Annotated in this window: 22 protein-coding genes; 1 reads left to right on the forward strand and 21 read right to left on the reverse strand. The window is 41.8% G+C overall.

What is annotated here, in order from left to right:
• Positions 1–149: 149 nt before the first annotated feature.
• The 4 genes from KJS58_RS00005 to yneA form a co-directional block, all read right to left on the reverse strand.
• Positions 150–554, reverse strand: a complete 405-nt coding sequence (locus tag KJS58_RS00005) for a FixH family protein (RefSeq protein ID WP_213529403.1) — start codon at positions 552–554, stop codon at positions 150–152.
• 104 nt (positions 555–658) lie between these two features.
• Positions 659–1,444, reverse strand: a complete 786-nt coding sequence (locus KJS58_RS00010) for an HAD family hydrolase (RefSeq protein ID WP_213529405.1) — start codon at positions 1,442–1,444, stop codon at positions 659–661.
• A gap of 28 nt (positions 1,445–1,472) precedes the next feature.
• The gene (locus KJS58_RS00015) at positions 1,473–2,000 is read right to left on the reverse strand and encodes a methyltransferase (RefSeq protein ID WP_213529407.1); all 528 of its coding nucleotides are present in this window, start codon (positions 1,998–2,000) and stop codon (positions 1,473–1,475) included.
• A gap of 390 nt (positions 2,001–2,390) precedes the next feature.
• Entirely contained in the window at positions 2,391–2,762 is a 372-nt protein-coding gene (yneA, locus tag KJS58_RS00020; protein WP_213529409.1) for a cell division suppressor protein YneA, read from the reverse strand.
• 178 nt (positions 2,763–2,940) lie between these two features.
• Here yneA and lexA point away from each other — a divergent pair, with 178 nt between their 5' ends.
• Complete coding sequence (gene lexA, locus KJS58_RS00025) at positions 2,941–3,567, forward strand: transcriptional repressor LexA (protein WP_160031939.1); 627 nt, start codon at positions 2,941–2,943, stop codon at positions 3,565–3,567.
• Between the two features lie 118 nt (positions 3,568–3,685).
• Here the strand turns inward: lexA and KJS58_RS00030 are convergent, their stop codons facing one another.
• From KJS58_RS00030 to KJS58_RS00110, 17 genes are all read right to left on the reverse strand, one after another.
• Positions 3,686–4,099, reverse strand: a complete 414-nt coding sequence (locus tag KJS58_RS00030; protein ID WP_213529411.1) for a hypothetical protein — start codon at positions 4,097–4,099, stop codon at positions 3,686–3,688.
• 312 nt (positions 4,100–4,411) lie between these two features.
• Positions 4,412–5,740 (reverse strand): type I glutamate--ammonia ligase, encoded by a 1,329-nt coding sequence (gene glnA, locus KJS58_RS00035; protein ID WP_213529413.1) that lies wholly within the window; start codon positions 5,738–5,740, stop codon positions 4,412–4,414.
• Positions 5,741–5,947: 207 nt separating this feature from the next.
• Entirely contained in the window at positions 5,948–6,361 is a 414-nt protein-coding gene (locus KJS58_RS00040) for a MerR family transcriptional regulator (RefSeq protein ID WP_160032050.1), read from the reverse strand.
• Positions 6,362–6,445: 84 nt separating this feature from the next.
• A complete protein-coding gene (locus KJS58_RS00045) occupies positions 6,446–7,702 on the reverse strand; it encodes a methionine gamma-lyase family protein (RefSeq protein WP_213529415.1) in 1,257 nt (418 codons plus the stop codon).
• A gap of 87 nt (positions 7,703–7,789) precedes the next feature.
• Positions 7,790–9,076, reverse strand: coding sequence for a GTPase HflX (gene hflX / locus KJS58_RS00050; protein ID WP_213529417.1), 1,287 nt, complete (start codon positions 9,074–9,076; stop codon positions 7,790–7,792).
• Between the two features lie 52 nt (positions 9,077–9,128).
• Complete coding sequence (locus KJS58_RS00055; RefSeq protein WP_213529419.1) at positions 9,129–10,115, reverse strand: AAA family ATPase; 987 nt, start codon at positions 10,113–10,115, stop codon at positions 9,129–9,131.
• Between the two features lie 95 nt (positions 10,116–10,210).
• Positions 10,211–10,774 carry a YdcF family protein gene (locus KJS58_RS00060; RefSeq protein ID WP_249716816.1) on the reverse strand — a complete coding sequence of 188 codons (564 nt, stop codon included), beginning with the start codon at positions 10,772–10,774 and terminating at the stop codon, positions 10,211–10,213.
• Positions 10,775–10,869: 95 nt separating this feature from the next.
• A complete protein-coding gene (locus KJS58_RS00065; protein ID WP_213529423.1) occupies positions 10,870–11,421 on the reverse strand; it encodes a ribonuclease FAU-1 family protein in 552 nt (183 codons plus the stop codon).
• A 243-nt stretch (positions 11,422–11,664) separates the two neighbouring features.
• On the reverse strand, positions 11,665–14,352 hold the full coding sequence (locus tag KJS58_RS00070) for a penicillin-binding protein 1A (protein WP_213529425.1): 2,688 nt from the start codon (positions 14,350–14,352) through the stop codon (positions 11,665–11,667).
• Between the two features lie 175 nt (positions 14,353–14,527).
• Positions 14,528–14,767, reverse strand: a complete 240-nt coding sequence (gene hfq / locus KJS58_RS00075; RefSeq protein WP_160031946.1) for an RNA chaperone Hfq — start codon at positions 14,765–14,767, stop codon at positions 14,528–14,530.
• A gap of 46 nt (positions 14,768–14,813) precedes the next feature.
• Positions 14,814–15,767, reverse strand: coding sequence for a tRNA (adenosine(37)-N6)-dimethylallyltransferase MiaA (gene miaA, locus KJS58_RS00080; RefSeq protein WP_213529426.1), 954 nt, complete (start codon positions 15,765–15,767; stop codon positions 14,814–14,816).
• Positions 15,751–16,536, reverse strand: a complete 786-nt coding sequence (locus KJS58_RS00085; RefSeq protein ID WP_213529428.1) for a class I SAM-dependent methyltransferase — start codon at positions 16,534–16,536, stop codon at positions 15,751–15,753. The genes miaA and KJS58_RS00085 overlap by 17 nt, the downstream gene beginning before the upstream one ends.
• 24 nt (positions 16,537–16,560) lie before the next feature.
• Positions 16,561–18,606 carry a DNA mismatch repair endonuclease MutL gene (mutL, locus tag KJS58_RS00090; RefSeq protein WP_213529429.1) on the reverse strand — a complete coding sequence of 682 codons (2,046 nt, stop codon included), beginning with the start codon at positions 18,604–18,606 and terminating at the stop codon, positions 16,561–16,563.
• Between the two features lie 37 nt (positions 18,607–18,643).
• Positions 18,644–21,406 carry a DNA mismatch repair protein MutS gene (gene mutS, locus KJS58_RS00095; protein ID WP_213529430.1) on the reverse strand — a complete coding sequence of 921 codons (2,763 nt, stop codon included), beginning with the start codon at positions 21,404–21,406 and terminating at the stop codon, positions 18,644–18,646.
• 105 nt (positions 21,407–21,511) lie between these two features.
• Entirely contained in the window at positions 21,512–22,741 is a 1,230-nt protein-coding gene (locus KJS58_RS00100) for a putative amidoligase domain-containing protein (RefSeq protein ID WP_213529431.1), read from the reverse strand.
• 111 nt (positions 22,742–22,852) lie between these two features.
• Positions 22,853–23,410, reverse strand: a complete 558-nt coding sequence (locus KJS58_RS00105; protein WP_191799335.1) for an outer spore coat protein CotE — start codon at positions 23,408–23,410, stop codon at positions 22,853–22,855.
• Positions 23,411–23,513: 103 nt separating this feature from the next.
• Complete coding sequence (locus KJS58_RS00110) at positions 23,514–24,488, reverse strand: aromatic acid exporter family protein (protein ID WP_213529432.1); 975 nt, start codon at positions 24,486–24,488, stop codon at positions 23,514–23,516.
• Between the last annotated feature and the right edge of the window lie 134 nt (positions 24,489–24,622).

Raw genomic sequence — 24,622 nt, forward strand, 5'->3', positions numbered from 1 at the left:
ATTTTATACCTTCCGATCCATTTTGATAGCGCATAACTGCTTGTAATTTTTCATCTGAACTAAACTTAGCCATATAAAAACTGCACCTCCAATGTTAGTTGATGTCTAACATTTGGGGTGCAGTTCATCCTAGGGTGGTTTTTTTATGGCTATTTTTCAGTAACTTCTACTTGTTTCGATGGCATGGAATGCATCCCTCTCGCTGTTACATGAGAAGTAACTTTATATATTCCTTCAACCGGAAACTGATAAACTGCAGTATACTTTCCCTCCCCTTCGTATGTCGCCGCCACTTCTAGTCCCATACTGCCTTCTAAAGAAATTTCAAATGTTACATCATCCGCATCATCTATGTATTCATCTTGCTGAGTAACAATGGCTTCCAATTGTACAAGGTCAGCGACCGTTACTGCTTCCACTTCAGGAACAACGAGTTCTACGTTTATGGGCTTAGGCAATTCCATTTCCGTAAATTCGTTTTCTTCCTTTTGGCATCCGCTTAATAACATAAGGAAGATCATCGTAGAACATAGTAGTACAATGAATCGTCTCATTTTTATAAATCCTCTCTTCGATTTATATGTAGATAAAAGAAAACCGCCTCTGTTTTAATCAAACAGCCAAGCGGTTCATGGAAGTAAAATCTGAATTTGTTCTTTTATGATAATAGTTCGTAAATTTCAGTAAGATGTTTAATTTCAACATCGGGGTTAAAGGATTGGTCGTTTGTTTTTTCATTACGGTTAATCCATACTGCTTTAATTCCTGCGGAAAGCGCACCCTTAATATCCGTAGTCAGCTTGTCCCCGACCATTAACGCTTCCTCAGCAGACACATCAAGCTGTGATAAGGCATGATGGAATATTGAAGCATCCGGCTTACCTTTACCAAACTTCCCAGAAATAACGATGTGATCAAAATAAGGTACCAAATTAGGAACACCATCGAGCTTCTCTTGCTGTAAAGAAGGACATCCATTGGTGAGAAGCAGCAGCTTCACTTTACCTTTCAGTTCGGTGAGAACTTCGAGAGTCTCATCATACATATAAGGACGAGATCTTCTCTCTTTACCAAATTTATCAGCTAACTCCGCACCTAGTTCGCTATCATTCACACCAAGTGCCGCAAGACCGTTCGTCCAAGCATCTTTACGATATCCGGGTACTAATTGTTCGAGCTTTCTGAATTCTGGCTGTTCCCCAGCATTAAAATTCGCCCATAGTCCCTCAAAGGGATTGATGCCAATCATTTTCGTAAATGGATATGTTTCATAAGATTCATATAGCTTTCTAGCTTCGTTTCTTACCGATACTTCAAGTTCATGAGGATCTACACCGCATTTTTTTGAGGCATAGAGACATGTTTCGTAGAAAGCTTCTTCTACACTTTTTTCATCCCATAGCAGGGTATCATCCAAGTCGAACATCACTGCTTTAATTGACATCTTGTTCTCTCCCCTTGAGTATATCGATTTATTTAGCTTCTTTAAGAGCTTTCTTATCCTCTACTGGAATCTGATGTGTCTGTGCAAAGGTAATGAGTCTTTCGCCCATTGCGTCAGTATCATACAAATTAAGCAAACGACTGAAAGCCCAGTTACTGCCTTTAGCGTTGTGTTCAATAATAATCGAACCTTTATCTACCACAATGCGTTTGATGTCTTCTGCACCAAGTGAACGTTCTCTGCTCAGCTTAATGGTCTTAATCCGTTTCTTACCTACTTTAAGATAAGGACGACGTAAGAAATACATTAGTGCTAGTCCAATATAAAGTATAAATACAAACCAATCGAAACCAGACACACCGTCTTTTGTAACACCACTGAGTGTTAGAAACATAAAAGCAAGTACGACTAGTACGAAAGGAAAGATAAACGCTCTTCCTTTGAAAATATCTTCATTTTCCATTCCGGAGCCAAGGACAGGTTGTCCCTTTTTTTTGCGATTCTTATTTACTTTTTGTTGATTCCTTTTGACTGCTCTTTCAAATGAACTTGCCATGTAAATCCCCCTTTAAAATCTGTACAATGCAGTTATTATATCATGGTAGTTATATACTAACTCTCCACTCATAACTATGATTAAACCTATACTTTTTTCACGGGAATAATATTAGTTTTAGCATAACGGAAATTCTCTTCCTTCATCTAAATTGCTCCCTTAAAAAAAGCACAATCTACTTAACTTTGCCATGTAAATAAAGGGTTGTCAAGGTATATACCTGTATGGCCAGACCTCCTTATGTAAACAACAAAAAAAGGACACAATTGTGAATTGCGCCCTTGCCGGTCATCCATTAAAAAACGATATAGACAGCATCAATGAACTGTAAATGAAAGTAGAAGTTCATTAATTAACAGATAAAATTCAAAATATAAAAAGCATCTTCCCTTACTCTACATGAGGTAAACTTAATACTTGCCCTGTTTGAATATCACTCGTTTCCATCACATTCAGCTGTTTGATTCGTTCTACATATTCCCTAGTATCCATGTGATGCGGTTTATGATCCAAAGCAATCGACCATAAAGAATCTCCTGTGGATACAACAAACTCTTGATAGGAAACAATTTTACTTGCATTGGTAAGCACCGTCATAAACCCAGTTAGACATAAAAAAGCAACACTAAGAATAATGACCAGGTGAACCAAAAAACGTCTATTATTATAAATCAATTGATGAAATAACTTACCAAGCAGAGTATGATCCTTAACTCCTTCAGTATTACTATAGATACTGTTGTATGTACTGTATTTTAGCATATATACCGTCCTCCAAACATTTGTTCTCATTTCTATATTGATCACTATAACACGAACGTGTGTTTTGTACAATAACTTTTTAGAACAATTGTTCGTCCCATTTTAGAACTAACGTTTGTACGAACGGAGGTTCTATGCTATAATTTTCCCAAACGTTATTAAGTGGAGTTGATACGGTATGTCGAAGGTGTCCAGCAGGCAATTAGCAATCTTGGAGTTTATACGAAATGAAGTTCGATTAAAAGGATATCCACCGTCCGTAAGAGAGATTGGTGAAGCTGTCGGACTCGCGTCCAGCTCCACTGTTCACGGACACTTGGATCGTTTGGAGAAGAAAGGTTTAATTCGAAGAGACCCTACAAAACCTCGTGCAATCGAGCTTTTGAGTCACGATGAGTTAGATGAGACAAGCCAATTTGCGCAGACGGTTGTCAGAGTTCCCGTCGTTGGTAAAGTAACCGCAGGTATTCCTATTACTGCAACAGAGAATATTGAAGACTATTTCCCTCTACCTATGCAATATGTTGGAGAAGAGAAGGTATTTATGTTGAATGTAGTAGGCGATAGTATGATCGAAGCTGGTATTGTCAATGGGGATTATGTCATTGTGCGTCAGCAACAAACGGCTAACAATGGAGAAATCGTCGTAGCTATGACGGAAGATGATGAAGCTACAGTGAAAACTTTCTATAAAGAAAAAGATCATGTTCGTCTTCAGCCTGAGAATCCTACATATGAACCTCTCCGGCTTACGAAAGTAACCATACTAGGTAAAGTTATTGGCCTATTCCGTGATTTTCATTAATTTTAAAAAAATAAAAATAAAAATAATTTAATTTGCACTTATATTTTTAAAGCAGAGATCTTATAACTCAGATCTCTGCTTTTCACATTTTACTCCACTACTAATCATTAGGATCAACTTACCTTACATTGATATGTCCTTCCCATTCAATCCTTACTTCATTTCCAAATTTTCTTACTTCAGTATCTATCACATTCAGTTGGCAGTCTTTTTTGGAATCATATAATCTTAATCGATATGTATCTTTCTCTTTCCGCTTTTTCCACTCCAATCCATAAAGGTGATTCTCAAAAGATGAATATAAATTATTTAGTATAAAGTCATTTAACATATCCAGCGGAAAACCCGATGTCACTTCAATGTAATTTTCAATGGTGAGATTCGTCCAACCAAAAACGAAATCATGTATTTTTTTATGATTTTTATAATGCTTAAAATTAATTTGGCAACCTTCAAATTTACCTGGAATACACTTAACAAAAGAGAATTCAACATAAGTACCATCGCTAAATGTGTCTCGTAAAATCGCCATTTCATTCCCCTTTAGATTTGAATTGATCTGTTCTGTGTCTATGTATGGAAAGTCCTTCATTCGGATCCCATTATAAGTCTGTTTAATTCACTTACAAAGTCATTCAATGAAACAAACTCAGTAATTATATAAAAGTTTGCTCTACAATTAAACGGGATGCCTATATTTTCGAAAAGATTGATCATTTTCGGTTGAAAAATCATGAAGATAATTCAAACTTCAGAGACAATTTCGAGGGTTAAAGAAAAATAAAATCTGTTACCAATACCAACAAAAAACCCTCAACGCTTAGAGCGCCAAGGGTTTTCCATTCTAGTACAGCGTCAAATATTGATCGCGTTCCCATTGATGTACTTGAGTTCTGTACATATCCCACTCAATTTCTTTCAATTCATAGAAATGAGCAAGTGCGTGTTCGCCGAGAGCATCGGTAATCACTTCACTGCGGATCAGTTCATGCAATGCTTCTTTCAGGTCAGCTGGCAAGGAAGGGATACCTTCTTCAATGCGCTCTTCTTCTGACATGATATAGATATTACGGTCAATTGGAGCCGGCAATGACAATTCACGTTTGATACCGTCAAGACCTGCTTTCAGCATCACTGCAAGTGCAAGGTAAGGATTTGCTGCTGGATCCGGGTTACGAACCTCAACACGAGTACTCAGACCACGTGATGCTGGAATACGAATCATCGGGCTGCGGTTACTTGCTGACCATGCTACGTAACAAGGTGCTTCATATCCAGGAACCAAACGTTTGTAAGAGTTCACCGTTGGATTCGTGATCGCTGCCATTGCGCGAGCATGTTTCAGGATACCTGCCATGTAATGGCGGGCTTCTTTACTGAGACCGAGTTCATCAGACTCATCATAGAATGTATTTACATTACCTTTAAATAAGGACTGGTGGCAGTGCATCCCTGATCCGTTCATACCAAATAGAGGTTTCGGCATAAAGGTTGCATGCAGACCGTGCTGACGAGCAATCGTTTTTACTACGAGTTTAAACGTTTGAATCTCATCCGCTGCTTTGACAGCTTCTTCATATTTGAAGTCGATCTCATGTTGTCCTGGAGCCACTTCATGGTGAGAAGCTTCAACTTCAAAGCCCATCTCTTCCAAAGTAAGTACGATCTCACGACGGCAGTTTTCACCAAGATCCATTGGAGCCAGGTCAAAATAACCACCTTGGTCATTGAGTTCCGTTGTCGGATTACCATTCGCATCCGTACGGAATAAGAAGAATTCAGGTTCAGGTCCCACGTTCATGGAAGTATAGCCCATTTCTTCTGCTTCTTTAAGTACACGTTTTAAAATACCACGCGGATCTCCTGCAAAAGGAGTACCATCTGGCATATATACATCACAGATAAGACGTGCAACACGGTTCTCAGCAACCCATGGGAATACGACCCAAGTGTCTAGATCCGGGTACAAGTACATATCTGATTCTTCGATACGAACATAACCTTCAATGGAAGATCCATCAAACATCATTTTATTATCCAATGCTTTTTGTAACTGGCTTACTGGAATTTCAACGTTCTTGATCGTACCGAGCAGGTCAGTAAATTGCAATCGGATAAAGCGTACATTTTCTTCTTTTGCAATACGAATAATGTCCTCTTTAGTAAAACTCACAAAATCCTCTCCCTTTTCTTCATATAAGTATCAGCTTCAATGAGTGCATGCAGGACAGCCGATCCGTTTTCTAAAGTAATATCACGATTGTTATTGCTTTAGAAAATGTTGGTTCCCCATTCATTGTCACAGGCGCACTTCCACATGTCAAGAAAGTGAACCTGGAGTCCTATTTCAACTTATCACCTAAGTTTCGGCTTAAGAAACTTACTTTTTGTTAAAGAAGCGTGACAACTCACCTTGAATTAAGGAAACCTGACCTGGACGTTTACCAGCAACCAGCTGTTGCTTGAGCATCCGGTGCAGCTGAGAATCCGACAGCTCTCTTCGTTTCACTTCGGTGTCAGGAGTAATAACCGTTGCTTCCTCTGATTCTTTTGTTACCGGGTTCATTACTTGCTTAATCCCCGCAATATTGACCCCTTTTTCAATTAAAGCTTTAATCTCAAGCAATCGTTCTACATCATTAAAAGAGAAAAGACGCTGATTTCCTGATGTACGCGCTGGGACGATTAAATTATGCTGCTCATAATAGCGAATTTGCCTTGCAGAAAGATCCGTAAGTTTCATAACGATTCCAATAGGAAATAAGGCCATATTTCTGCGGATTTCATCACCCATGTCGTTCATCTACCTTCCAAGTATTCTATATACCATCATTGTACATTTATATGATATGAAGTGTCAATGATATGTAAGGAAAACTCACAGTAAATTACGGTCTTTCATTGTTTGCAGTGCCATAAGAACGCCATATTTCACATGGGAGTAAGTAAGACCGCCTTGCATATATCCTATGTAAGGTTCTCTGATCGGTGCATCTGCTGATAGTTCAAGGCTTCCACCTTGAATAAAAGTTCCTGCTGCCATGATTACTGGATGCTCATAACCCGGCATGTCCCAAGGCTCTGGTACCACATGACTATCAATTGCCGAAGCTTTCTGAATTCCTTGTACAAAAGCAATGAGATGGTCTGGGCCGTCAAAAGAAACAGCCTGAATGAGATCGGTTCGCATCTCATGCCATGCCGGTTTCGTGACAAAGCCAACCGCTTCAAACATTGCCGCAGCAAATATACTTCCCTTGATTGCTTGTCCAACAGTGGATGGAGCTAGATACAAACCTTGGTAAATCCCTCTTGTCGTCCCAAGCATGGCTCCAACTTCGCCGCCGATTCCTGGTGCCGTGAGCCGGTAAGCAGCAAGCTGAACATACTTTTCTTTTCCGCAAATATAGCCACCGGTTTCGGCAATACCACCGCCCGGATTTTTAATAAGAGAACCGGCAATTAGATCAGCGCCTACTTCTGTAGGTTCCTTCTCTTCCGTAAATTCTCCATAACAATTGTCCACAAAAACAATGACATCTTCTTTTAACGCCTTCACTTTTTGAACCATCTCTTCGATCTGCGCCACCGTAAAAGATGATCTCCAGTCATATCCCCTGGAACGCTGAATACCGATCACTTTTGTACGTTCACCTATGGCTGCTTCCACCGCACTCCAATCAATCAGACCCTCAGCAGTAAGTGCAGTCTCCTGATACGTAATTCCAAAATCATGTAATGAACCTGTGCCATCCCCAGCTTTTCCTATGACTTTATGTAACGTATCATACGGTGTTCCTGTAATATATAGCAGTTCATCTCCTGGACGAAGCACTCCATAAAGCGCTGTAGCAATAGTATGTGTCCCCGAGGCAAAATGCGGCCGCACTAATGCTGCTTCTGCCCCGAAAACTTCAGCATATACTTCATCCAGCACTTCACGACCGCGATCATTATAAGCATACCCAGTGGAACCTGCAAAATGATAATCACTTACTTGCTTCTTCTGAAAAGCTTCAATGACTTTCCACTGATTCTTGTCGATGATCCGGTCGACTTCTCTGAGTCTACCTTCAATCTTCTCTTCAATCTCTTGCCCTAAGCGAACAATTTCTTCTGAAAAAACGGCCTTCATGTTCTTCTTCTCTCCTCATGCGTACAAATCTGACATGATATGCACTTTAGTTGTTATATCGTTATCCGGTAAAATCACGTCAAATGATTAAACTTCAATAAAATCTTTCAGCAAATATCCGTGCTTCTCATATTCCCCTTGCTGAACCTGTACTTCATATATAACATCACTTTCATCATATTCAGTATTAATTACATCACCCACACGGTAAATAACAGAAGTAATATCTCCTCTTTCTGCAGGTATGCGGAACTTCACCGTATCTCCTGCCAGTTCCTCTTGAATCATCTCGCGAATGCTGAGTAAATCCGCTTCATCAAAGGCACTGATCTTCTTATACCCTTTACCTGATGGCAACATTTGAAGCTGTTCTGGTGTACATGCATCTTTTTTATTAAATAGAACAATCTGCGGTTTATCCGCCGCTCCTAGCTCCTCAAGGATCTTGTGAACGACTTTCATCTGATCTTCTCTCATCTCGGATGATGCATCCACTACATGAAGAATAAGATCTGCTTCATTCACTTCTTCGAGAGTAGCGCGGAATGCAGCGACTAAATCATGCGGTAAATTTTGAATAAACCCAACCGTATCCGTTAGAACAATCTCCTTGCCGCTTGGAAGTTCCATCGTACGAGAAGTAGGATCTAGTGTTGCGAACAATTGATTCTCAATATACACATCCGCTGCCGTCAGTTGTTTGAGCAGGGTTGATTTTCCCGCGTTCGTATAACCAACAAGAGCAACCTGAATCACTCCGCTCTTTTTGCGGCGCTCTCTGTACAGTTTACGATGACGCGTCACTTCTTCCAGTTGACGTTTCAAATCGCTGATTCGATTACGAATATGTCTACGATCTGTTTCAAGCTTACTTTCCCCCGGTCCACGGGTACCGATTCCGCCGCCTAGACGTGATAAATTCTTGCCATGACCGGACAAGCGCGGAAGTAAATAAGAGTGCTGTGCGAGTTCAACTTGGATAATACCTTCTCTTGTATTTGCCCTTTGAGCAAAAATATCAAGGATGAGCTGAGTACGGTCAATGATCTTGAGATCAAGGCTTGCTTCCAGGTTCCTTACTTGAGCACCCGAGAGATCCTGATCAAAAATAGCTGTAGTCGCCCCGAGCTCATCCGCAACGAGTCTAAGTTCTTCCACTTTTCCTTTTCCGATAAACCATTTGGTATCCGCTTTTTCCTTGTTCTGCGAAATTACGCTAAGTACTTCAACCCCTGCTGTCTCAGCCAGTTTAACAAGTTCCTCCAGAGAATACTCTGGATTAATCCCGCTTTTTTTTACTTGATCTGTCACAAGACTAACCAAAATTGCTTTATCTTTAATATCCATATTTGTTTCGTGCGTGGAGTTTGCCATCATGTTTGCTCCTTATTATTCATATCGTTTGCTTGTATTATTGTCTTTTTATTTATTTTGTCTCAAGTTTTAAATCCTCTGTTCGTATCGTCATCAGCTCAAGCTTTCCCGGGCTTCCCGACGAATATTGATTTAGCAGCCGGACCGCCTGATGACGAATCGACTTTTCAATAATATTCCGAACATATCTTGCGTTACTGAATGCTTGAGAGGTATCATTCTTTTCTTCTAGCAAATGTTGTTTTAATTTGAGTATGGACTGCGGCATTAAAATATAATCCCGTTCTTTCGCCATAAGTTCTGATATTTGGATCAATTGATCAAGGGAGTAGTCAGGAAACTCAATCTGAATGGGAAAACGAGAAGGCAAACCAGGATTGGTTTGCATAAAAAAATCGATTTCCTCTGAGTATCCGGCCAGGATGAGGATAAATTGATTTTTGTGATCTTCCATTGCCTTTACTAATGTATCAATTGCTTCTTTACCAAAATCTTTCTCTCCACCGCGAGCCAGACTATAGGCTTCATCAATAAATAAGATACCACCGAGCGATTTTTTCACGAGATCTCGCGTTTTTTGAGCTGTATGTCCAATATATTCACCCACAAGATCGGCCCGTTCTACCTCAACCAAATGTCCTTTGGTGAGAACCCCCATCTTCTGAAATAGTTTCGCAACGATTCGCGCCACCGTTGTTTTACCTGTACCCGGATTTCCTTTAAAGACCATGTGGTAAACATGAGAGCCGCTCACAAGGCCAGCTTGGGTCCTCATCTGTGCAATTTGCAAAAACGCATAGATTTCGAACACAAAATCTTTTATACTTTCAAGTCCCACAAGTTCGTCTAACTCTTTTTGAATATCCTGGTACATGGCGAATTGAGGATTATCCTTGATCTGAGCCTGCGTTGTATCCGCCTCTGCTGCTGGGCCGCCCTGTACACTATACAAATCTGTGTGATTACGAAGCACCACATTAATCTGCCGGGAAGGTCTACCTTCCTGACCCCCTCCAGCTGCCATCGCTCTTCCATTCATCAAACGCTCACCTCTACTCTTCAGGGGCTTAACTTCCTCTACTTAAGGTATTCTAGCGAAGCGGATGTTATTAGAAGTTTTGCGAAAGTAGGTTGTTAGAAAGAGAGCACAATCTGATCCATCTTCCACTTCGAGTAAGCAAGCGTTTCTCTTATTTGGCTAGGCCAAAATGGCATGACGACGGATTCAGCTAGTGAAATCATTGGTTTATCATAATCAAGGAATGCAGCAATTTCAAGCGATCTCATACCATGAAAATCATGAGTAATAATTACCGAAGAACGGAGGCCATGTTCATTCATGATACGTTTGCTGTATAGTAAATTTTCGTAAGTACTCGTAGCTTCATTCTCTAAAAGAATATATTTAGGATCTACTCCCAGCCGAACAAGGTACTGCTGCATCCCTTCAGCTTCCGTGTATCTATGCTCAGAACTATCAAGCCCTCCGCTCACGATGAAATAAGTAAAAGTCCCTTTTTCATATAACATCAGCGCATGGTCCAATCGTTCCTGTAAACCAGGACTCGGTACATCTCCCCAAAGCGAGGCTCCAAGTACAATTCCGACATCTACCTTTTGTCCGCTTATATTTGATTCGCTTGGCGTAAGAATTCTCCACTGGGTATACCCGATCCAAAGTATAAAGAGAACAGCCAACAAGAGGATTATCTTAAAAAATCGCTTTCTAGCTTTCGTGGCGTAGATAACATCTTTTATTCTTTGTCTCTTTCTTATCTTCTCTATCTTCATGTCTACTCCTTAAAGTCACCATTTTCAAATAAATTCGCCCGATCTTCCAGGGACATTTTGAAATAAGGAAAGGAATGAGCATCGATCGTCTGAAGAAGATACTGAGCCGTTCTCGTTGATAATTCATAATCTGCTGTTGTGATGTGGCCTTTCTCCAGTGCATCATCCAGTTCATCTTCGTCCAGCAAAAATATTTCTCCATCTTTGAGGACAATCACATCGAGATATAAATCATCAAACCAAGGTACTCCTTGATCCGTAATCCCCTGATTACGACATGTATCAATGTACCATTCAACAATTTGATCCTCATCATCAAACATAGCTGTCACAACATAATGTTCGTCTTTGGGAAAATACTGAAGCCAAGAGTAGCCTTTATCTGCAGTACAAAACGTGTATCCACCATAAGTCTTCCACAGCGGTTCCTTCAAATCATGAATCGTATAAAGGGATAAATATCCTGTGAATTCTTCGCTCTCCACATATCGGCAAGCAAATTGCCGATTGGTAATTCTTCGCCAATTGGCTCGATCTCCGAATTTTCTTTTCATCCTCATCCCTCTTCATTCATTACTCACATCCATAGTAGGATGCCTTTCATTATGGATAAAGTGATCCCTTCACTACATCCAAGTTCTTAATTCATATAATTTCATATCTCAATCAAGAACGATCTACAAGGTATTTACAGCTTACCATATTTAAGATATACACTCAAAGTCGCTTCCCATAGAACAGAAAGAAGCCAGCAGGTGTCATCACCTGCTGGCTTCTTTTGAATTAAAATGATTTATTTAGGGTGTAGTTCCATCTTGTTTATTTGTATCGGCTTGAGGAGTGGTAGCTCCATTAGTAGAAGGAGGGGTTTCACTAGCAGGAGGAACCGTTTCCTCTGGAGTGGTAGTTTCATTTCCCCCACCAGATTCGCTGTTATCACCACGATCAGGGGTTTCCGTTTCTCCGCCGCCACTTTCATTTCCTGCATTATTTCCATCACTATTGCCGTTGGCGTTACCGTTACCGGTGCTGCTGCCATTCCCGCTACCATTACCATTACCATTTCCTTCATTAGTTCCATTACCCGTGCCATTTCCATTACCATTTCCGTTATTTTCACCATTATCATTACCATTCTGGTTTTCGCCAGTGTTTTCATCTTCCTCATCAGGAATGGTTTCTGGCTGCTCTGGCTCTTCTGGTATTACCTCTTCTGCTTCAATGAAGAGAGTAACTGTATTCGACGGAGCTGAGTCTTCTCCGTTCACTGGGTTAATGGCTGTTACATAGTACTCATAAGTGAGCCCCGGTAATGCTCCCGTATCGGTTGCACTTGTTTCTGAGATTCCATCCTGGATCCGGGTAAATGAACCTTCTGAAGATTCTTTACGATACACGCGGTACTTCTCACCCTCTGCCGATGAACCTTTCCAGCTAAGAGATACCGCTTTTTGGTTAACATCATACGAAGCACTCAGACCGCTGACGGATACATCTACTTCCGGTTCTTCTACCGGTGGAGCCACTGGAGTGTCAGGAATTTCATTCTTTGGTGTAAAGAATTCTTTCCGTTCTACCCCTTCCAGTGCCTTTTCCATAACTGTACTGAAGAAGGTAGCAGCAAGTTTACTGCTGTTTTTCAGCATGTGTTCTGAGTCTGGTTCGTCATACCCCATCCATACGGCTGCCGTATATTCCGGTGTATAACCAACAAACCATACATCACGGTTTGCACTGTTTCCAGAAATACCGCTTTGGGTCGTACCTGTCTTACCAGCAACTGGACGGCTCAGTCTAGCACTTGTACCTGTCCCACTGTTTACTACTTCTTGCATCATTTCAGTCATCTGATAAGCTGTTTCTTCGCTCATCACTTGTTCTTTATCATCTTTATGCTCATAGATTGTTTTGCCATCACTATTTACGATCTTCGTAATTGCATAACCTTCCTGGTATTGACCGCGATTGGCAAATGCGCTGTAGGCTGCAGCCATTTCCAGTGTATTCGTCCCTTTATTCAGACCGCCGAGCGCCATCGAAAGGTTACGATCATCTTCGGTCATCGTAATACCAAGTTTTTTAGCAAAGTCGTAACCTGTACCTACACCAATTTGGTTAAGCAACCAAACTGCAGGGATATTCTCTGATTTTGTAATCGCATCTGCCATTCCAATGGTGCTGGAGTATCCGTGCAAGTTCTTCGGACAGTAATTACCAAAACATTGCTGTTCATTACTCAAACTAGAGTTTTTCGTAAATTTCCCTGTCTCAAGGGCTGGTGCATAAGATGCAATCGGTTTAAATGCCGATCCCGGCTGACGATAACTGCTAGTTGCTCGGTTGAAGCCTTGACGCTGATAATCGCGTCCTCCTTGAAGAGCAACGATACTTCCTGTCTCATGATCCATAATAACCATAGATCCTTGAACTTTCTCATCATCAGGACTATCTTCAAACAGATCATCGTTTTTGAAAGCTTCTTCGACCGCTTCCTGAGCCTGCGTACTCATCGCTGTATAAATCTGATATCCGCCAATATTCAAATCATCGGTAGTTTTGCCTGTTACCTCTTCGGCTTCTTTCAGAACATAGTCGACATACGAATCATATTTACGTTCTTCTTTTGGTCTTTCGTATGTGTACTCAACTTCCTTCGCTTCTTCCATCTCTTCCTTCGAGATATATCCTTGTTCATACATCAGATCAAGAACTACACCCCGGCGTGCTTTGGAATCGATTGGGTTTCCTGAAGGATTATAAGCAGACGGCCCTTTTGGAATAGCAGCCAGTGTCGCGATTTCCCATAGTTCCAGTTTCTCTAGATCATCTTTACCAAAATAAAACTGCGAAGCTGCTTTAATTCCATACTCCTGATATCCAAACCACACACGATTCAAATACATGGTAAGGATCTCATCTTTGGTATACTTCCGCTCAATCGCGAGAGCAATAGACACTTCTGTAGCTTTACGGAAGAACGTTTTATCCCGAGTTAAGAATACGTTCTTCGCTAACTGCTGGGAAATTGTACTGCCCCCTTCAACTAATGAACGCGCCATAACGTCTTTTACCGCCGCACGGGCAATGGACCATAGATCTACACCATTATGTTCATAAAATCTGCGGTCCTCTGTAGCGACAAATGCATCTTTTACGAGCTGAGGAATTTCATCTTCTTTAGCTGGTTCCCAGTTTTCTATCGAAAGCTCACTAATCTCATTTCCTTCTGAGTCATATACTTTCGATGTTTCGTTCACAGTCATCTTATCTAGGTTTGCAGTTAAAATGCGTTCTCCACTAACCATGATGAACAAGTACCCAGCCAGTGCAATGAATATGGCAAAAGCTGCGGTGAAAAATAAAGTCCAACCTACGCGTTTACGTGTAAATTTCTTCTTCTTAGATCCGGCTTTCTTATCGCTTGGTTTCTTTTTATTATTCTTATTGTTGCGATTGCCGGATCTGGACAGTGTATCGTTTGACATGATACCTCCCTGACTCCTTTTTCGGTACGCATAATGCATGCTACCTTATGTCTTTTTCTTTAGTATTTGTAGAAACATGGAAAAATACCGCAGGAAGTAAAAGAACAACCTTTACAGGTTGCTCCGCCAATTCCTTATCACTATTAACGATTTCATTTTAAGAAAGTTTCATGCTTTATTCTTCATTGTTTCCATTTTGCATCAGTGAAATGTTGCGCTGAGGTGTAAATGTGGATATGGCATGCTTATAGATCATTTGTTGGCGTCCGTCACTATCGACAACTATCGTATAATTATCAAATGCCTTTACCGTACCTCGAATTTGAAAACCGTTGACTAGAAATATGGTTGCTGGAATATTTTCTTTCCGCATTTGATTCAAGAACGTATCCTGGATGTTGATGGACTTGGTCATTTAGCCGTACCCCCAATAATTCTATTAGATTGTTTTGAAGATGATGTTACTTCAAATTCAGCTTTTCAGCTATTATATCACGTATCATAGCGAAACTCGTAGAAAAATTTGCAGTATCCGTCATATCCACCCAATGAATATCTTTCATATGTCTGAACCAGGATAGCTGTCGTTTGGCGAAGCGACGCGTATCTCTCTTCAGTTCACTTACTGCGGTTTCTAGCGGAACTTCTCCTCGAAGATAAGAAGCTATCTCTTTGTATCCGAGACCTTGCATAGAAATGCAGCCTGGTCCCACACCATGGTCTAGCAGCGCAGCTACTTCCTGTACTAAACCTTCTTCCATCATTTCATCAATACGGTCTTCAATACGTTTATATAGCATTTGTCTATCCATTGTCAAACCGACGATACATAGATCATACGGAGATTCCTTTTTTTGTGCTGCAAGCTGATCGGATTGTCTCATGCCTGTCATATGATAAATTTCAAGCGATCTAATCACACGTCTAACATCATTAGGGTGTAATCTTTCGGCACTCGGCGGATCAATTTCTCTTAATTTTTCATGGAGTTTCTCAGGTCCGTGTACATCCGCATAATCAAATTGTTCCTTACGGAATTCTTCATCAGAGCCCACTTCCGAGAATTGAAAATTATAACAGACGGATTCCACATAAAGTCCTGTGCCTCCTACGATAAAAGGCAACTTTCCTCTCGCATGAATATCTTCGATCAAGTGACGGCAGTTCTCTTGAAATTCTGCTACCGAATAAGGATAGTCAGGCTCATGAATATCAATGAGATGATGGGGAATTCCATTCATTTCTTCTGGTTTAATCTTCGCTGTTCCGATATCCATCTGCCGATATACCTGCATAGAATCACCTGAAATGATCTCGGCATTAAATGTTTTGGCCAGTTCTATACTCATTTTTGTCTTTCCCACCGCTGTAGGGCCTACAAGGACAAGCAGCTTGGGCTTATTGCTCATTGTCAAGTTCTATCACTCCGTACACTATTTTCGACCTCGAACGATCGGGTTCACGAAACCCAAGTCTTGTAAATTCGTCGCTTCCGGCTTTTTCTTTCATTACGATTCGCTTTCTTGCGACCCTGCGTGCCTCTATTATACTCTCTAACTGCAGCGCAGCACTATTTGCGAATGGACGAAGCGGCTTTATTCCGCTCGAATCCAGCATCGGCTGACGAAACATAGGGTCGAAATAAATAACGTCAACGCTCTTATCTTCCATCTGCTTGAGCAAACTCAGGTGATCACTATGTTTTAGTTCAATCGATCTTAAGGCCTCATTTACCTCAGGCTTGCCTGTACGGTAGTACTTCATTCCTTCGAGTAATAAGGTATATAAGGAATGCGAGCTTTCACAAGCAATAACGTGACCGCTTTTTCCAACAGCTACAGCAAAAACCAGGGCATCCGTACCTAATCCGGCTGTGCAATCAAGCACGGTATCTCCTTCCTTGATGTCACCTGCCGTGAGCATCGGATCACTTTCCCCCCGTAGAATCCGCTTCGCTCTGACATACCCCATACTCGGGTGAAAAGAAAGCTCTGGCTCGTTTTGGCGGTTAAGACGTGCTCCTTCCTTTACGACCACAACAATCTCATCATCCTTGTACTCTTCTGCAAGCCGGGCTAGAGACGTTTTATTTCGCGGGACATATAAAGATCCAGTGGCTTCTGCCAACTCCATTGCTCGTTTCACTAGATCCCCATTTTTTGTTTCCCCAGTTGTAATTAACATAATTTCTCCGTTCCTTATTCCAATTTACATAACTCTTTTAAACATTTTTTCTAAATCATACGTTGAAAAGGAAACGACTATAGGTCTTCCATGTGGACATGTGTATGGCTGCTTACACGCAGCGAGTCTTTGAAGCAAGACCTCGGCTTCTTTTTCAGTCAATTTTTGATTTGCCTTAATTGATGCCTTACATGAACACATAATAGAAGATGCTTCCCGCAGTTTTGATAAGTCAATGGACCTTTCCGATAACACCCATTCTGCCATTTCTAGAATAATTGATTCTTCACTTCCTTTTGGGAACCAGTAAGGGTAGGAAGTAACACGAAAAGTCTGCCCTCCAAAATGCTCCAGATATACACCTGCTTTCTCAAACCACGGAAGCTTCGTTTTCAGCTGTTCTGTTTCTGAAGGGGTAAACTCAAGGGTGATCGGAAGCAGCAGCTCCTGAGATGCCTCTACTGGATTACCAAACTGCTTATAATAAAACTCATAATTTATTCGCTCATGAGCAGCATGCTGATCGATCAAATAAAGCCCGCTATCATTTTGCGCTATCAAATACGTTCCGTGATGTTGACCAATCAGAGATAGTTCTGGAAACTCAGGAAGCTCTGGTCTCTCCGAAGACTGATGATGAGGATCGTCTGGTTTGTTACTTTTGGATGCAGCGATATCACGATAATAGTCTTTAAAGGACTTATTGAGCTGAGATTGTTTTACTTGTTGACGCTCATTTCTCACTTCTGAAGAAGCTTCTGAATAATTAAAGGGTGAAAGACGCTCCTGCTTCCCATCCGGCTGAATGTAGTCTTCATCAAGATCATCTTTCAAACCTTTGGAAGGAAGTATCTGATCCTTAGCCTGAACCTGCCCATCATAATGAACCGCGCTCTCTCTCATTTCAGTAGCAGGTAACTCTTTTTCTTCAGAAAAAGGTAACTGCTTCGCAAAAGAACCAGAGAACTGCTTGGTTTCCGCACGATCTTCAATCTTTCCTCTTGGAAAATGGAATTGTTCCTGCACAATAGAAGTGCTGCCCGGCTTACCAATCGTTTGCTTAACCACCTGCGGTATTAACACTTCCTGCCGCAGAGCAGCATGTACAATCTCCTCTACAAAAGCGTAAAGTTCAGCTTCTTTACTAAATCGCACTTCGAGCTTAGCTGGATGCACGTTCACATCAACTAGCGACGGATGCATCTCAAGCTGTAATACGGCCAGCGGGAACCGATTAATAGGTAGTAGTGTATGGTACGCCTTAAGAAGCGCTTGGTTCAGTCCATAGTTTCTAATATATCTTCCGTTTATAATCGTTGATATTCCGTTACGGTTGGCTCTCGTAAAATCGGGCCGACTCACAAATCCGCTAATCTTATAATCCAGGTTTTCTCCGTTTACCGGGAGCATGGTTTTGGCCGCAGAAGTTCCGTATATGGCAGCAATCACCTGAACTAAGTCTCCGTTTCCAATCGTCTGCAGCAGCATATTCCCATTATGTCTTAGGGTAAATGCGATATCGGGATGCGACAACGCCATACGGTATATCGCATCTGAGATATGACCGAGCTCTGTCTGGATGGTCTTCATATATTTCAGTCTTGCTGGTGTATTATAGAAAAGTTCTTCTACCGTAAAATCAGTACCTTGAGAAGCGGTGATATCTTCATGCCTTATTAATTTACCGCCTTCAATTACAATCTCTCTACCCCGCCCATCGTCCTTATTCGAGCTGACAAGACGAACTTTAGACACGGCTGCAATACTCGGAAGTGCTTCTCCTCGAAATCCTAAACTCGTAATTTCAAACAGATCTCTGCCATTCTCGATTTTACTTGTTGCGTGACGGTAAAAGGCGGTTTCCATATCATCGGGATCTATGCCGCCGCCGTTATCCGTGACACGAATCGTTTGAAGTCCCCCTTCATAGACAGAGACGTCAATTCGAGTACTGCCTGCATCGATCGAATTTTCTACAAGCTCCTTTACTACAGAAGCGGGTCTTTCTACAACCTCACCTGCAGCAATCTGGTTTGCAATATGTTCATCCAGGACATGAATTTTAGCCACCTTTTAACCCTCCCTTTATTTCAAACTATATTTTAAATTATAGATCATTTACTTTCATTTTCAGGTCATTCACAAACTGCATTGTTTCCAGCGGGGTCATATTCATTAAATCCGCTGTTTTTAGTTTCTTGATGATTTGCTTCACAGCTGGATCTACCTCTGAGTGGGTTGCTTTTTTCTTCGGTATCATGTCTTCTTCATCAAAAATCGAAAGCTGAACTACTTCTGTATCTTGCGTATTCTCTTCCGCTGTCTCGAATAGCGGTGATTCCATGACATATTCATCTGTCTTACGTCCATCCAGCTCGGATTTTAGATCAGAATGCGTGTTATCCTCAGAAGTTGCCGCGCTTTGTTCTCTGCCAGCAGCAGACTCTGCCTGTGCATTCTTCTCATGATCATGCTTGTCCATCGTACCCATCGTCTCATGAATGAGACCCTTTGCTCGCTCGATAATTGAGCCAGGCAGACCTGCAAGTCTAGCTACATAAATACCGTAACTGCTGCTCGCAGCCCCCGGAATTAATTTGCGCAGGAACTGAACTTCATCTTCTTTCTCCTGAACTGCCATCGAGTAGTTGCGAAGAGAAGATAGACTATCCTCCAGATGAGACAGCTCATGAAAATGAGTCGATACAAGCGCCTTACAACCAATATGATCATGCACATATTCAATCACAGACTGAGCAATGGCCATTCCTTCACTTGTAGAGGTACCCCGGCCAAGCTCATCAATAATAATTAAACTCCGCGGTGTTGCTTTTTCTGTCATGATCTGAATATCAGCCATTTCAACCATGAATGTACTTTGACCTCCAATGAGATCATCACCTGCGCCAATTCTTGTAAAAATCCGGTCCATAATCGGAACTTCTGCCTGCGCAGCAGGTACAAACGAACCCATTTGCGCCAAAATTGAAATCAAAGCAACCTGCCGCATATAGGTGCTTTTCCCTGCCATATTAGGTCCAGTGATTAGCAAAATACGCGGATCTTCTTGTTCCATCAAGGTATCATTAGCCATAAACGATCCATCTCTCATGACGGATTCTACGACAGGGTGTCTGCCTTGCTTAATCTTCATATTAAATGCATCCGTAATAACAGGCTTTACAAAACCTCGTTCCGCACTCACCGTAGCAAGGGATTGATAGACATCAATCTCTGCGACTTGTTCAGCGAGACGCTGAAGTCTTTTTATTTCACCTGCCAACTTATCCCGAAGTTCAATGAATAGAGAATACTCTAGTCCTACCATTTTTTCTTCGGCTTCAAGAATCAGTGACTCCTTCTCTTTCAGCTCCGGAGTGATATAACGTTCCGCATTCGCAAGCGTCTGCTTCCGCTCATACCTTCCTTCTGGCAAGGAAGCAACATTCGATTTGGTCACTTCAATGTAATAACCGAATACTTTGTTGTATCCGATCTTAAGAGAGCGAATACCTGTTGCTTCACGCTCTCTGGCCTCAAGTTCAGCAATCCAACGTTTCCCGTTCACACTCGCATAACGCAGCTCATCAAGATGTTCATGATACCCTTCACGAATCATTCCCCCGTCCCGTACGGAAACGGGCGGCTCCTCCACGATAGCTTCCTCGATCAGTTCCTTTAGGTCAGAACAGTGATCTAAGGAACTCGCGATCTTCTGCAATGTTTCAGATGGAGAGTTCAGACATAATTCAATCAAAGCAGGAACCCTTGTAAGTGATACTTTTAGTGCATTCATATCCCGGCCGTTCGCATTCCCAAATGCAATCCGTCCGACTAGGCGTTCCAGATCATAGATTTCTTGCAGCTGCTCCCGAATATCCTGACGTAAGATAAACTGATGATACAACTTGTCTACCGCTTCCAGACGCTCTTCAATTTTGTTTTTTTGCAAAAGAGGTTTATCGATCCAGCGGCGGAGCATTCTTGCACCCATGGAGGTCTCCGTCTTATCAATGAGAGACAGAAGGGAGCCTTTCTTCGACCGATCGCGCACCGTTTCTACAAGTTCTAGATTCCTTCTAGTAAAAGGATCAAGGATCATATAGTTATCAGGTTCATAAGTCGATACCTCTGTAAGCTGACCAAGAGAGCGTCTTTGCGTCTCATGAAGATACGAGAATAAAGTCGCGAGACAGTGCTGACGTTCTTCACCAAGTCTTGCCCATACCGTTTCTCCAAACTGCTCAATAACGAAGTCAGCTTTATTCTTCTCATATTCCGTATAGGTAACAGGACGATTCCCCGTCATCAGTTCACTCTTTACCGTATGGAGAAGGGCTGCGTCACCAAGAATCTCTGACGGTTCATAAATCCCAATTTCATCTTTTAGCCACTTTTCAGAATAAAGGGCTGATGTTAAATAAAGTTCGCCCGTAGATAGATCACATGCGGAAATGGCGATCATTCCGTTTTTCTGTGTGAGGCAGACCATATAGTTATTGCTTTTATCGCCAAGCGTCTTGCCTTCCATCACGGTTCCCGGCGTAATGACACGCACAATTTCCCTGCGTACCATCCCTTTTGTTGTTGCCGCATCTTCCATCTGTTCACAGATGGCTACTTTATATCCTTTTTCAATCAAACGATGAATATAGTTATCAGCAGAGTGATAAGGCACTCCGCACATCGGAATTTTTTCACCTACTCCGCCTTCCCGGCCGGTAAGTGTAATCTCTAGTTCCTTAGCGGCAAGTATTGCATCTTCAAAAAACATTTCATAAAAATCGCCTAAACGAAAAAAAAGAAACGCATCTTGCGCTTGCTCTTTTACTTTCAAATATTGCTGAATCATCGGCGTATATTGTGCCATGATATTTATCCACTCCTGCTACACGTTGTAAAGCTTACATATCTTTTATCTAAGATACGGCTTTCTATCGTTCAGATCTCTATTATAACAAAAAGACTAAGCATGTCATGGCTCTAGCGGAATATTCCACAAAGGCCGGATATCCCTTGTTTCATCCCACGTCTTTCCTTCATATAAGGCAGACACTAGCGGACTTATATATTTATGAAATTTGCGGTATTCAGGAAGGAGAATCATTTCTTGCAAAAGGGGCTCCATAACAGAACGCAGCAAAACCTGGTCCCCTTCATAAAAAGCTGCATGGATCACTGGCTGATCCAGCGGCCGCAGGTTTAGTCTCCGGTACTGAGAAGCAATAAGTCCTGCCATAGCCACGACCCCTTTTGCGATCATGGGAGAGACTAGAAAGCTCGGCAGCGTACGATATTCAAATCCTCCGTAGGGCTGAACTCGAAAATCTCCCAGGTATCCATAACGAGGCCTTCTTCCGGCACTTCTCGGATCTTCCAGTATAGCAACAGGCAGCGCTAAATAATTGTCGAGTGCTCTTAGGAGCTCAAAGCTAAGCACCACCCGGCTAAAATGTACGTGTCCCCCTAGAGGAATCCCTTTTACAGGCATTCCTCCTGCACACCAGATTAAAGAACGATCAGTAATTAGGGAAGAAGCCGTACGAAACGCATGCATAAGGTGTGTTATGAGTTCTCTCGGTTCCGCACTCGGACTTGGACGGAGTTCGGCTACAGGATAAACCCTTCTTCCTTCCCGAGAAATCGAGTCACATCCCGCTTCTCCCTGACGATCCAAAAACTGAGAAGCAGGAACCATAGATCTGTCTTCACGTAATAGTAAAAACTCAGGGTCCATACCAAGTACCGGTACAGTGCCCGCTTCTACTTCTGCTTCCAAAGCGAGTTCTGTTTCCCTTACAGCCTGTTCGTACATCTGACGAATGTCATCACTTAGGAGCCAAGGATAATCGTTGACACTCGTAACGACAGCTCCTTTCTCCGATGCTTCCAGCACAATCTCTGCGTGCACTAAATTCAGTGCATATGCTGCCTTTACAGCGGCACGCTCAATTCTTCTATAACGGGACGTTTCTTCTATTTTTAGTACGGATATCTCTTTCACTTGTTTTATTCCTGTGTATACTACCTTCCGAACTCGCAATGCCTTCAGCTGACTAACTAGCACTTCATAATATACTTTAAAATGATTTTCTTGCTCTCTATGTATAGAGAGGGCGGAACCGAGACCCGAACGTTTTAGTCTCGCAGTTCGTTCTGCGATAGACATCTGCTCATATAAAGGCAAATTCCGGATTACTGCCATCCCGCTTCCACCCTTCTCCTTCAGGCTAAAAAAAATAAAAAAAGGAGGGCTGCCGCCCTCTACGCCGAAGAGTTCGGCGCATATGATGCACTATACAGATCGAAAAAGCAATTACAATTCATCATCCAGTGAGTCTGGATCAAGTTCATCAAAATCTGCTTCGACTGTACCAAAATCATAATCTTTGTCATCGTCCCCACAGCCATGAGGACTAACAAGCACATTGACTTTAGTTTCGGCAATCAGTTCGACGGCGAATTCGCGTTCCACCCGAATAAGTACACTCTCACCATTTGAAGATACACTTGCTTCTACGCAGCTCGGCTCCTGTGTTGACTCCGCAGAAACCTCTACAGTAGAAGCACGGTGTTTCGGATCAAGGTACGACAGTGGAACATTCTCTACATAAGACACTGTTTCCTTAGCAACGTCGGTTTGAGAGTTTTGGTCATAAGAATACCAAATATTGATATCGTAAGTACCAATCACTTCAATTCCGTCACCAGCCGCAACCGCCTCGTACTCGTGATTTATAATCCATGCACCTAAAATACTGGTAGGATTATGTGGCGGAGTCACAGTATGTGTTACGGTAGAGAACTTACGACCTTTGCCGCAGATCGCTTTCGTTATAATCTCTCTACATTGTTGTTTATGACCTAATGACATCTTTGAACCTCCTCCATACAATCATTCCATTTATATGTATGCAGGACATGGGCATTTGTTGATTGATTAAGTCACTTATTTTTTCTATTAATAAAAGATTTATTTATAAAAAGCTATTCTCCTTTTGCTGACACGGAAAAGGAGCTTTATCTTTTTTCGCAATTTTTAAATATAATCCAAGTTCTCTGCACAGTTGTCTAATCGCTGAACGTATTTCAAATTCCTCCCTTGTGGTTGGAAGGTCCATAACGCGAAACTGTTCTTCCATCTCTTGCAACAGTTTTTCGGTACGTCCCGTATAGAACTCGGTATGAACATCGGCGCTTAGCTGATCAAATAATTCTGCTACCATCTCGGCATGTGTCATCGTTGTATATACTTGTGATATCAGATGCATCATATGCTGAATTGAATCTAGCTGCGTCTTTCGCATGTAAAAATAAACCGTCCATTCTTCGTTTGGATGAATAACCTGATTTTCGAGATACATTTTAGAAGCTGCAATTCCGCTTGATATCACTTTTTCTGCTTCAATAATCTCTTTCCCGCCCCAAACATAAGAAGGATCCTTTAAGGTGTTAGCAAATTCCTTGAAAATCACAGAAAATAATGCATCAATGTCGTGTCTTATGTTTAATAGTTTATTATCCGGTTTCGGCATGTAAGCCATATTCACAACCATAGCCGAACCCAGACCAATAATAAGCATCAGAATCTGAACTCCGATGACTTCAAAACTGATCTCCCCTCCGTTAAATACCCGAAATACAACAACAGAGCCGGTGACGATGCCCTCTTTAAACCCTGCTCGTACAATCGCAGGAAAAGCGGTTAGTATATATGCTGCCAGCACCCAGTAATGAAATCCCAATACTGCAAACAGAACAGATGCAAAAAGAAGCCCGACTACCGACGCGAAAAAACGTGCCGAAATGGTTTTCAGGCTTCTTTTGCGAGTTACGTCCACTCCAAGTATAGCGAGTAGACCTGCCGAGGTCGGACTATGCAAGCCCGCCGCATCAGCAATCAGAACAGCCATAAGAGCTGCAATAGCTGTTTTAATAACGCGAAACCCCATGTATGATATCTCTCCTCTATCTCTATCGGCAATCTAGGTTCTACACGAATGCAGACAACCTTGTTATTACCCAAACGGATCGTAGGTATTTATCGTACATGATTTTTGTTAGCCGAACAATGTAACTTATTCGG

It is taken from the genome of Paenibacillus sp. J45TS6, assembly GCF_018403285.1.
Lineage (GTDB): Bacteria > Bacillota > Bacilli > Paenibacillales > Paenibacillaceae > Paenibacillus.

Bases quoted from the DNA above. Each gene is read 5' to 3' on its own strand.
- KJS58_RS00005 (WP_213529403.1), bottom strand. From the start codon at position 554: ATGAGACGATTCATTGTACTACTATGTTCTACGATGATCTTCCTTATG.
- yneA (WP_213529409.1), bottom strand. From the start codon at position 2,762: ATGCTAAAATACAGTACATACAACAGTATCTATAGTAATACTGAAGGA.
- KJS58_RS00045 (WP_213529415.1), bottom strand. From the start codon at position 7,702: ATGAAGGCCGTTTTTTCAGAAGAAATTGTTCGCTTAGGGCAAGAGATT.
- hflX (WP_213529417.1), bottom strand. From the start codon at position 9,076: ATGGCAAACTCCACGCACGAAACAAATATGGATATTAAAGATAAAGCA.
- KJS58_RS00100 (WP_213529431.1), bottom strand. From the start codon at position 22,741: ATGGCAGTAATCCGGAATTTGCCTTTATATGAGCAGATGTCTATCGCA.
- KJS58_RS00015 (WP_213529407.1), bottom strand. From the start codon at position 2,000: ATGGCAAGTTCATTTGAAAGAGCAGTCAAAAGGAATCAACAAAAAGTA.
- KJS58_RS00085 (WP_213529428.1), bottom strand. From the start codon at position 16,536: ATGTTAATTACAACTGGGGAAACAAAAAATGGGGATCTAGTGAAACGA.
- KJS58_RS00070 (WP_213529425.1), bottom strand. From the start codon at position 14,352: ATGTCAAACGATACACTGTCCAGATCCGGCAATCGCAACAATAAGAAT.
- KJS58_RS00030 (WP_213529411.1), bottom strand. From the start codon at position 4,099: ATGGCGATTTTACGAGACACATTTAGCGATGGTACTTATGTTGAATTC.
- KJS58_RS00110 (WP_213529432.1), bottom strand. From the start codon at position 24,488: ATGGGGTTTCGCGTTATTAAAACAGCTATTGCAGCTCTTATGGCTGTT.
- KJS58_RS00065 (WP_213529423.1), bottom strand. From the start codon at position 11,421: ATGAAAAGAAAATTCGGAGATCGAGCCAATTGGCGAAGAATTACCAAT.
- lexA (WP_160031939.1), top strand. From the start codon at position 2,941: ATGTCGAAGGTGTCCAGCAGGCAATTAGCAATCTTGGAGTTTATACGA.
- KJS58_RS00010 (WP_213529405.1), bottom strand. From the start codon at position 1,444: ATGTCAATTAAAGCAGTGATGTTCGACTTGGATGATACCCTGCTATGG.
- mutS (WP_213529430.1), bottom strand. From the start codon at position 21,406: ATGGCACAATATACGCCGATGATTCAGCAATATTTGAAAGTAAAAGAG.
- KJS58_RS00105 (WP_191799335.1), bottom strand. From the start codon at position 23,410: ATGTCATTAGGTCATAAACAACAATGTAGAGAGATTATAACGAAAGCG.
- KJS58_RS00055 (WP_213529419.1), bottom strand. From the start codon at position 10,115: ATGAATGGAAGAGCGATGGCAGCTGGAGGGGGTCAGGAAGGTAGACCT.
- hfq (WP_160031946.1), bottom strand. From the start codon at position 14,767: ATGACCAAGTCCATCAACATCCAGGATACGTTCTTGAATCAAATGCGG.
- KJS58_RS00040 (WP_160032050.1), bottom strand. From the start codon at position 6,361: ATGGGTGATGAAATCCGCAGAAATATGGCCTTATTTCCTATTGGAATC.